The following is a 10,001-nucleotide window of genomic DNA, read 5'->3' on the forward strand; positions in this document are numbered from 1 at the left end:
ACAACAGATAAATTGTTAAAGCACCCAGCTCCCCTAATCCTCTCCAGTAACTCATCAATCATTTGCTATCACTTTTTCTCGAAAATTTCCAAGTACCAATTACCGATTACCAGTTACTTATTACCAAAGCAAAAAAGGAGTGTTTTATATGTCAATGGTTCCCCTGCCCGGACTAAAAGAAATGGTAGAAGGTATTAGCAAAGAACGCAATTTACCCAAACACGCCGTCCAAGCAGCCTTGCGAGAAGCCCTGCTCAAAGGATACGAACGCTACCGCCGCACCCAAAAACTAGATCACTTCAGCGAAGAATACTTCGACAACTTTGATGTAGAACTCGACGCAGAACAAGAAGGTTTCCGCGTTTTAGCGAACAAAACTATTGTCGAAGAAGTCATCAATCCCGATCACGAAATATCACTTTCCGAAGTGCAAGAAGTAGCCACGGAAGCTCAACCGGGCAGCATCGTGCTCGTAGACGTAACACCAAATCAAAAAGAATTTGGTCGCATGGCCGCCATCCAGACCAAACAAGTTCTCGCTCAAAAACTGCGCGACCAACAGCGCAAAATGATTCAAGAAGAGTTTAAAGATTTAGAAGAAACCGTTCTTCAAGCAAGAGTGCTCAGGTTTGAGAGGCAGTCGGTAATTTTAGCAGTCACCAGCAGCTTCGGTCAGCCAGAAGTAGATGCCGAACTCCCTAAGCGCGAACAGTTGCCCAACGACAATTACCGGGCCAACGCTACATTCAAGGTTTATCTCAAAAAAGTAGGCGAAGGCTCTACTAGAGGGCCGCAGTTACTTGTTTCTAGAGCCGACGCAGGTTTGGTGGTTTACCTGTTTGCTAACGAAGTACCAGAAATAGAAGATGGGGTGGTGAGGATTGTCGCCGTAGCCAGGGAGGCAAACCCGCCCTCCCGGCACGTCGGCCCCCGGACTAAAATAGCAGTTGATACTCTCGATCGCGACGTAGACCCCGTAGGAGCCTGCATCGGAGCGCGGGGATCCCGGATTCAGGTAGTAGTCAACGAATTGCGCGGCGAAAAAATAGACGTGATCCGCTGGTCTCCAGACCCAGCAACTTATATTGCCAACGCTCTGAGTCCCGCTAGAGTAGATGAAGTGCGTTTAGTTGCTCCAGAAGGCAGGAGAGCTCACATTTTGGTCGCTGAAGACCAACTGAGTCTTGCCATTGGCAAAGAAGGTCAGAATGTCCGGCTCGCAGCCCGCCTAACCGGTTGGAAAATCGATATCAAAGATATTGCTAAGTACGATCGCGCCGCCGAAGACACCAAATTGGCAGCAGAAGCAACCAGGCTAGAAGAACTAGCAGGCGACTACGACGCAGACGAAGCAGGCGACTACGACGGCGACGAGGAAACCGCAGAATTTGAGGAAGAGGAGGCAGCCGCCACGGAGGAAACCGAAGCCCCAGTCTAAAAACTGCGACATTCACTATTATTTTCTCTCTTCGGGAGACAAGGAGGACTTGTCCCCTACTCCCCCTCTCCCCCTACTCCCCCTCTCACAAGAAATGAAACCGAACTACCGGTGCTGTGCAAGTTGTCGAAAAATAGCTCCTAAGGAAGCTTTTTGGCGAGTAGTCAGGCTCTATCCTTCTCATCAGGTACAATTAGATCGTGGCATGGGTCGTTCCGCTTACCTTTGTCGGCAAGCCGAATGCCTCAAAGCAGCTCAGAAAAAAAATCGACTTGGGCGATCGCTCAAAGCGCCTGTGTCTGACGAACTGTACCAAACACTTTGGCAGCGTTTAGCCACATCTGACTGTAAATCTGACCGTACATCTGACTCGGCATCAACCGGGCGAAAAACCGACAATAGTTCGGCCTCGACTGTATAAACCCTCTTGGCAGCCCTACCAGTAATTACCGGTAGCGCCAGCTCTAAAACCCCAATCCGATCTGCCCACCAGTCTGGAAAGATTTGTGTCAGATTAGATAAGGGTAGGGTACTAGCAGAGGTATCCTCAAGGTGGAAAGGCAAACTTTGAAGCTTGATTTGTGGGTTTTGCCAAAACTCAGACTTCAGAGTTGCAAGCTCCAAAACAGACTTGAGAATTCTCCAACCGCAGACTTCAGCGAGTTGCATCTTTTAGATAAAATTGCTGAGCGAGTACCAAAACCCCGATTCCTGACACTGAATCAATCACAGCGAATGATGTCGTCATTAGAACAAAAAATCACAATGTAAAAACTGGTTGGCACAAAAGAGGGCAGAGTGGATGAACAACGGCAAAGTAAGAATTTACGAATTATCACGGGAACTAAATTTGGATAATAAAGACATCTTGGCAGTTTGCGAGCGGCTCAATATTTCAGTCAAGAGCCACAGCAGCACAATTACAGAATCCGAAGCAGAGCGCATTCGCAAAACGGCGGAAAAATACGTAGCCAGTAGCCACTCTTCCCCCGGCAAGCCAGCTCCCCCCGAAAGAGCAGCAGCGCCATCTAGAGAATCTGGCCCTCACCCTAACGACCAACAAAAAAAGCAGCAAATTTTAGAAATACGCAGTCCAAAAGTACGGCAGGCTGGTGCAAACTCCCAGCCTGGGGGCAACGAGGAGCAAAAAACCCAGCCTGGGGCCACCGTGGCAACTCCTCCCAAGTCGCCCGCAGCTCAACAACTCCAGCCTCCAGCTAAACCAAATATCAATCGACCTGTACTGTCGAAGCCAAATGTCGCTGTCTCGGCGGCTCCGTCAGAAACAGTTTCAGAAACAGTCTCGGAAACAGTCTCGGAAACAGTAGGTGCGATCGCGGAAACAACCGCGCAGGCTCAGGCACCTCTGACACCTCAACCTTCATTGGAAAAGGCTCCCGAACGCACCAAGCAACCGCCGATAGCCCCCCCCGGGCCGTCGGCCAAACTCACGTCGCCGCCAGTCAGAGCAGCGTCCGAGTCGGCTAGCCGTACCCCACAAAATCTGGGAAACAAGCCGGTACTCAAACTTGCAAAAACCGAGCAAGAGCAATCAGAACATTCAGAAACTCTGGAAGCGCCGGCTAAACCGAGCCGTCCCAGCAGACCTGCACCCGGAACTGCTACCGAATCTCGCGACGCGCAAAGACCGCGCCGGGAAGGCGCTGGTGGCCCAGTAAAAACTCAACTGGCAGATCGACCCCAACAGGGGGGGCCGCGCCGGAGCCTCGCCCCCGCAACGTCAGCTACCGGGCTGCGCAGCCGGGGCGGTGACACCGGAGCGGCAGGGGATGACACTGATGACAATGAAGAAGATAATACGCCGTTGCTGGAGATTCCTCTCCTCAGCAGGCCAACTCTCCCTCGTCCTGCCAAAAAGACATCGGTCATTTGGGAAGAAGATGATGACGAAAACTCAGATGCTGCCAAAGCTGCCAAGGCTGTTAAGGCAAAACGTTCTCGCCTCAAACCCATAGACGAGGATGACGATGACTTAGAAAACGGCTTGGATATGCCAGCACCAGTCACGGTCAGCCTGTCCCTAGCCCGCCCAGCTAAAGCGAAGGGACAAGCTGCACCCAAGTCAACACCAACTCCGGGCGCACCCGGAAGCAGCGGAAAAAATAAGAGGCCAGGCCCTTCTCACGATAAAAGTTCTTCTTCAGGTTCGAGCGGGGGACGCGGCAACCGGGGCAAAACAGCGGAAGCTAAGGTAGAACGTCCAGAAAAGCTCTATCTAAGCAGGCCGATGACGGTTCAGGAACTAGCAGTTACTCTGGCTGTTCCCGAAACCGAAATTATTAAGCGGCTGTTCTCTAAAGGAATTGCGGTAAATATTACCGAAACCCTGGACATTCCAGCGGTGAGGATGGTAGCCGAAGAAATGGGCGTAGAGGTGGAAACCCCAGAAAAAGTAGCCCCAGCTATCAAAGTGATCGAGATGCTGGACGCAGCGGATTTGGAATACCTCGAACGCCGTCCGCCAGTAGTAACGATTATGGGTCACGTGGATCACGGTAAAACTACCTTGCTCGACTCGATCCGCAAAACCAAGGTGGCTCAGGGAGAAGCTGGGGGCATTACCCAGCACATCGGTGCTTACCACGTGGATGTGGTACACGAAGGTAAGAGCCAGCAGGTGGTCTTTTTGGATACGCCCGGTCACGAAGCCTTTACAGCGATGCGGGCTCGGGGAACACGGGTTACGGACATCGCCATCTTGGTGGTGGCGGCGGACGACGGCGTGCGACCCCAGACAATTGAAGCGATCAGCCACGCGAAAGCGGCGAAAGTGCCAATTGTCGTGGCTATCAATAAAGTTGACAAGGAGGGTGCTCAGCCGGAACGGGTGAAGCAAGAGCTTACTGAGTACGGCTTGGTCGCAGATGACTGGGGCGGGGATATCACGATGGTTCCAGTCAGCGCGATCCGAGGCGAAAACCTGGATACGCTGTTGGAAATGATTCTGACAGTGGCGGAAATGGAAGACCTCAACGCCAACCCGCACCGACCGGCTAAGGGTACTGTGATTGAAGCTCACCTCGACAAGGCAAGGGGGCCTGTGGCAACTCTGCTAGTGCAGAACGGCACTCTGCGAGTGGGCGATATTGTGGTCGCAGGCTCGGCTCTGGGCAAGGTGCGCGCAATGATCGATGACCGGGGCGATCGCGTAGAGCAAGCAACTCCATCCTTCGCGGTGGAAGTGCTGGGGCTGCGGGAAGTTCCTCGCGCCGGAGACGAGTTTGATGTCTTCGCAAACGAAAAAGAAGCTGCGGCGATCGCCTCTGGAAGAGCTACCTCCCAACGAGATTCCCGCCTACTGCAAGGCGGCCGGATCAGCCTCAGCGGCTTCTCTCAACAAGCTAAGGAAGGCGTTCTCAAGGAACTAAACTTAATCTTGAAGGCAGATGTCCAAGGCTCCCTCGAAGCAATTGTCGGCGCTCTGACTCAACTTCCTCAAAAAGAAGTTCAACTCCGACTGCTGCTATCTGCTCCTGGGGAAATTACAGAAACGGATATTGACCTCGCTGCAGCCAGTAATGCTGTAATTATCGGGTTCAATACTACTCTCGCCACCGACGCTCGCCTCGCGGCTGACCAAGCGGGCGTAGACGTGCGGGAATACAGCATCATCTACAACCTCTTGGATGACATTCAAGGGGCAATGGAAGGCCTGCTGGAACCCGAATTGGTGGAAGAACCTTTGGGTCAAGTCGAAGTACGCGCTGTCTTCGCGATCGGTCGCGGGGCTGTGGCTGGATGTATGGTACTCTCTGGCAAAGTCATCCGTAACTGCAAGGTGCGGGTGCGCCGGGGCAACAATGTCGTTTACGAAGGTGTCCTCGACTCCCTCAAACGGATGAAGGAAGATGCCAAGGAAGTCAATGCGGGCTTTGAATGCGGCATTTCCTTGAGCGGGTTTAGCGACTGGGCGGATGGCGATCTTATTGAAGCCTACCGGATGGTTACTAAGCGCCGGACTCTATCTCAATAGTTTTGAGTTGTGAGTGTTGAGTTGGAAGAGAAGGTTTGAGAGAAGGCAACTAAATAGCCGATCGCTCGCCACTCTTCTCTTCACTCAATACTCCCAAACTCATCACTAGCAACTTTTGTTTTTAACTTATAGCAGAAGGAAGAAGGAAGAAGGTTTTAGTTATCTAGGAAAGAATGAAGAAGGTTTTAGTTATCTAGGAGAGAAGGAAGAATGAAGAAGGTTTTAGTTATCTAGGAAAGAATGAAGAAGCAATAAAATCAAAGATGTTAGCAGTTAACAACGTCCTAATCGTCTTGGCTGTTGCTGAAAATTCAAAATTTAAAAGTAAAATAAGACTTATGCAAAGCAACCGAGTTTCCTCCCAAAATGCTCGGTTTGACCGCTAGAAATGTACTCTTCGCACCGGGTTTTTGGGTCAAGAGTGCGTCCCAGACTCTCAAAATTCAAAACTCATAACTCATAACTCATAATTATTTAAAGTGCGTTCTTTTTGGTCAGATCCTTTTTTGTGGATTCACCTTTCTGGGGCGGCTACACTGCCGATTTTCCTGGGACTGTGCTTGCTGGGACTCGCAGTGGCTTCTCCCCTGCTCCCTGTGTGGTTAGAAATGTTTTTAGTGGCTGTAGCAGGTATTGTTCCTGTGCTGTGGATGCAGTGGTTTCGCCCTTTTTACATTTTTAGTATTTTAGTTGTGGCGGTGAAACCGCAGAATTTAACTTCTTTGCAACAGCGGATTCTGACTCGGTTTAAAACTAAGTTAAATAAAGGAATCGCTCTTTTTGTCGCTGTTTTGCTGGCAGTAATTTTGTGGCAGCTCTACCGATGGGCTCCCCTTGCTGCTGGGGTGGCTCCGTTTCTTCTTTCCTGGCGGTGGGCTGGATTGTTGTTGGCAGTTGCTGCTTTTTTAGCTAGCAATTTGTTTTTGCAGGTGTCTGCTAGTGTCATGGCGGTTTTGCTGACGCCGGAATCAGAATTTGCAGCGACAAAACCTCATGTTTTAGAAAAAATTCGGCAGGATTTTACGATCGCGGGTTGGCAAGTCGAGCGACTTTTGCCGGCTTTCGCAGCCGAGACAACTGCCGCTGTGGCTGCACCCGCAGAGCCAATGGGGCCAGCATCCGGCATAGGGAATTCGTCAGCCGGCAGTATTGTCAACCCAAAACCTGGTGACATCAACGGCGTTACATCTCTACCGGAACAGTCGAGCGAAAAAAAGTGAAATAAAAAATTAAGAGGGGGACAATTGTAGTTTAAGCTACTTTAATTTGTACAGATGTATGCTGTGAAAATAATAGGTAAGGCTCCTCTTCTGATAGAGATTATTAATAGTCTTAATATTTAATTTTTAATCGCAGGTTGTGGATATTTTATGTTGGCTCTTTGGAGAGAAGAATCTATAATAGAGAGTGTCAAGGTCAGCTTTCAATCCTTACAAGGGATTAAAACAGAGGTATAACAATATGGCGAATTATCTACCGCTCGCAGAAGAACCTCAAGCCGCAGAGCCGATCGAGCTGTGCGAAGATTCTGAAATCTGGGGCAGTCTCAAAGAAGCGATCGGCGCAAGTTCGGGATTTCAACGCTGGCAGCTAGAACTCAATTTTGAGAGTCAGCAGCAAAATGCCACCATCGATCAGCAAGTTCGCTCCTATCTGCGGGAAACTTTAGAAACTTTGGCTTACTGAGTGCCCTAAGACCAAATATTGTCACGGTTTGTGAATTTTACAGCCCAATTCTGCTGGCATCCCCTCGAATATGCTAAGTGAGTGCCGACAGTGAGTGTCCATCGCAAATTCGGACATCAAATTGCAGGAGACAGTATTTCTGGTTACTTAGTTGGGATTAATTCCCGCATCCTACTTGCAATACACTCTCAGAAAAATCAAGAAAAAATTAGCCGAAAACCCCCCATACAAAGCGACTGCAGCCGCTATGTATTGACGTGACAGTTGCCGAAACTCTTTATAATAAGGCTGAAGCAAAATAAAATTAATCGTGCGGTCGTGGCGGTACATCAAACCGTCCCAATCAACCTTTTTACACATCTTTTGCACCGTAAGTCCTATTAAATACTGTACAACCAGAGTTGAGGAAAATGCGCTTAGTCATAGTTCAGTATGCCGGCGATTACGCAGAAGCCTTTCAGCGTTTAGCCAAAGGTGGAAGCGAAACATACTACGCTCAAAAATATTCTGTTGATGCCGTCACCGAGATGGCAAAACGAGCGGAGTCAGTAACGGTTATTTGCTGCATGGCACCAGAATTTAACGATCAGCGTCTAGAAAACGGCGTGCGCGCGATCGCTTGCGGATTTAATCACAAAATTAATTACCCAAAATTGATCCAGTTAATTGCCGACCAAAAGCCGACTCATTTAGTGATGCGGACGACTCTTACAGATGTTTTCAAGTGGGCAATTAAAAACAAAATTAGAACCATCGCTGTATTTGCAGAATCTATTGCGACCAGAAGTTGGCGAAATAAAATCCGCAACTATTTCCTAGCCAAGTTGTTGAATAACAAGCAAATAGAATGGGTAGGGACTTACTGCCTTACTTCATCTTTATTGTTCAAACAAATTGGAGTGAAACCAGAGAAAATAATTCCTTGGGACTTCCTGATAGAGACCAATCCCGGCTCTTTGTCGCCGAAAGAACTCCCACCGACCCTGAACACTTTGAAACTCTTTTACGCGGGCTTGTTAATACAAAGCAAGGGAGTTGGTGATATTTTAGAAGCCGTAGCCAAGCTAAAAGAGCGGAATATATCAGTTAACTTAAAATTGGCAGGTACAGGCGAAGAAGAGTTTTTGATCAAGCGAGTCGAACAGTTGCAAATTAAAGATTCTGTAGAATTTCTGGGAGTAATACCAGCTCAGACTATAGAACCTTTAATGAGAGAATGCGATCTCGTTTTGGTTGCTAGCAGGCACGAATATCCCGAAGGTTTTCCACTGACAATCCAGCACGCTTTACGCACTCAAACACCGATAGTAGCTTCGGATCACCCGATGTTTAAAATCTATTTGAAGAACGGCGTTAATTCCATGATTTTTGAGGCGGGGAACTCTCTGGCTTTAGCCGAATCTATCGAAAAAGTAATTTCGGATTCAGCGCTTTACCACAATCTTTCTGTCGCTTCTCACTCAACCTGGTATGAGTTGCGCCTACCTGTCAAATGGGCAGAATTGATCGATCGCTGGCTGGATGATTCCCCTGAAAGCAAACAGTGGTTATTTGACAAACGGCTGGCTTCTGGAGGCTACAACTCAAGGCAAAGTTAATAATTAGGTCGCTCTAATTGCACTTGAGTAGGACTTATATGTAGTCCTGTCATATAACCACCATCAGGCAAGTAGTGAGGACGAAGAGTCGTTTCTTAAAGATTTTAGGCAATAAAGACTCTTCGTCAGTCCTCTCCTTTTTAGTATTTATTTTGCCTGCATTTTTTCCCGAATCTGCTTTCCGCGCCTAGCAGCAACTTGTGGCCAAGTCAACTCCAAAGCTCGCTGGCGGGCGGCGGCTCCCATCTTAGCCCGCAAATCAGGAGAATTAGATAGTTTTCGCAGTCCCTCGACCCAGGCGTCTGTATCGTAGGGATCGAGAATTATGCCGTCAATGCCATCACGCACAACACCGCCTCCTCCCATCGGTGAAGTGAGAATCGGCAAACCATGACCCATTGCTTCATAGATAACGAGTGCGCTACCTTCCTCCAGACTGGGAAAGGCAAAAAAGTCAGCTTGGCGATAGGCAGAACTGTAGTCCAAGGCATAATCAAAGTGAACTACATCAGGACGTTCCAGCAAATGGCTGCAAGTTTGAGCGATCGCCGGTTCGAGTCTGCCAAAAATTGTCAGTTTTCCCTTAATCCCTGCTCGCTCCCAAGCCTGCAAGAGCAGGTGAGTCCCTTTGCGGACGCAGGCAAAACCGAGAAACAGGATGTTAATTTCCTCTGACGGCGGTTTGTGGGAGTTATAATTGGGGAAATTTTCGGGCGACCAACCTTCAGTGGTTAACAGCAGTTTTTCTTCAGGAACTCCGGCTTCTTGAAACGATTTTACTACTGCCGGACTGGGACAAAACAGAAAGTCAACTAGCTTGAGTTTTTGCTCTTCGTTCTTAATTGTTTCTGGGGTAATTGCGTGTTGAGGCTGCAATTCCAAGCGAGAGTAAGCATCGTCAAGGATACTCTTAGCTTGCCTTTGACAAGTATTAACTCGCTCCCAGAAAATCGGCTTGCTCTGCTTGTTGACGCTCTTTACAGTATCTAAGGAGAGACCGGGCCACAAGTAGGCAGCATCAAAATCTTTGAGATCTTTGAGAAAACGCTTCTCTGTCTTAATTTTGGGAAGACTGGGGCTGCGTTAATACAGTTTTTTCAGAAATGACGGAATTGCTTCAACTATATTGGAGCCGCGGCACGAGCGATCGCAACTCGGGACAACCATGCGAGCCTTCAGCTCAGGGTGTTGCCATTCTTTGCACACTGAAAAAATACGTGGCTGATGGCTCGGTCATTGCAATGTATTGGGGATAAAGCACTCAGTTTTAACATGGGATTCATCT

Annotated in this window: 7 protein-coding genes; 6 read left to right on the top strand and 1 reads right to left on the bottom strand. The window is 48.8% G+C overall.

The window, feature by feature from the left end; genetic code table 11:
- Positions 1 to 148: 148 nt before the first annotated feature.
- From nusA to QUA78_RS13175, 6 genes are all read left to right on the top strand, one after another.
- Entirely contained in the window at positions 149 to 1,438 is a 1,290-nt protein-coding gene (gene nusA, locus QUA78_RS13150) for a transcription termination factor NusA (RefSeq protein WP_333302972.1), read from the top strand.
- 94 nt (positions 1,439 to 1,532) lie between these two features.
- The gene (locus tag QUA78_RS13155) at positions 1,533 to 1,859 is read left to right on the top strand and encodes a YlxR family protein (protein ID WP_333302970.1); all 327 of its coding nucleotides are present in this window, start codon (positions 1,533 to 1,535) and stop codon (positions 1,857 to 1,859) included.
- A 381-nt stretch (positions 1,860 to 2,240) separates the two neighbouring features.
- Entirely contained in the window at positions 2,241 to 5,432 is a 3,192-nt protein-coding gene (gene infB / locus QUA78_RS13160; RefSeq protein WP_333398855.1) for a translation initiation factor IF-2, read from the top strand.
- Between the two features lie 506 nt (positions 5,433 to 5,938).
- Entirely contained in the window at positions 5,939 to 6,652 is a 714-nt protein-coding gene (locus QUA78_RS13165) for a low-complexity tail membrane protein (protein ID WP_333398856.1), read from the top strand.
- 241 nt (positions 6,653 to 6,893) lie between these two features.
- Positions 6,894 to 7,118 (top strand): hypothetical protein, encoded by a 225-nt coding sequence (locus QUA78_RS13170; RefSeq protein ID WP_333306648.1) that lies wholly within the window; start codon positions 6,894 to 6,896, stop codon positions 7,116 to 7,118.
- Positions 7,119 to 7,528: 410 nt separating this feature from the next.
- Entirely contained in the window at positions 7,529 to 8,716 is a 1,188-nt protein-coding gene (locus tag QUA78_RS13175) for a glycosyltransferase (protein ID WP_333306650.1), read from the top strand.
- Positions 8,717 to 8,863: 147 nt separating this feature from the next.
- Here the strand turns inward: QUA78_RS13175 and QUA78_RS13180 are convergent, their stop codons facing one another.
- The gene (locus tag QUA78_RS13180) at positions 8,864 to 9,724 is read right to left on the bottom strand and encodes a glycosyltransferase family 4 protein (RefSeq protein WP_333306652.1); all 861 of its coding nucleotides are present in this window, start codon (positions 9,722 to 9,724) and stop codon (positions 8,864 to 8,866) included.
- Between the last annotated feature and the right edge of the window lie 277 nt (positions 9,725 to 10,001).

This window comes from Microcoleus sp. K4-B3 (assembly GCF_036704615.1).
In the GTDB taxonomy this organism is placed as follows: Bacteria; Cyanobacteriota; Cyanobacteriia; order Cyanobacteriales; family Microcoleaceae; genus Microcoleus.

Excerpts from the sequence above, each read along its gene's own strand:
- nusA (WP_333302972.1), top strand. The coding sequence starts at position 149 with ATGTCAATGGTTCCCCTGCCCGGACTAAAAGAAATGGTAGAAGGTATT.
- QUA78_RS13155 (WP_333302970.1), top strand. The coding sequence starts at position 1,533 with ATGAAACCGAACTACCGGTGCTGTGCAAGTTGTCGAAAAATAGCTCCT.
- infB (WP_333398855.1), top strand. The coding sequence starts at position 2,241 with ATGAACAACGGCAAAGTAAGAATTTACGAATTATCACGGGAACTAAAT.
- QUA78_RS13170 (WP_333306648.1), top strand. The coding sequence starts at position 6,894 with ATGGCGAATTATCTACCGCTCGCAGAAGAACCTCAAGCCGCAGAGCCG.
- QUA78_RS13175 (WP_333306650.1), top strand. The coding sequence starts at position 7,529 with ATGCGCTTAGTCATAGTTCAGTATGCCGGCGATTACGCAGAAGCCTTT.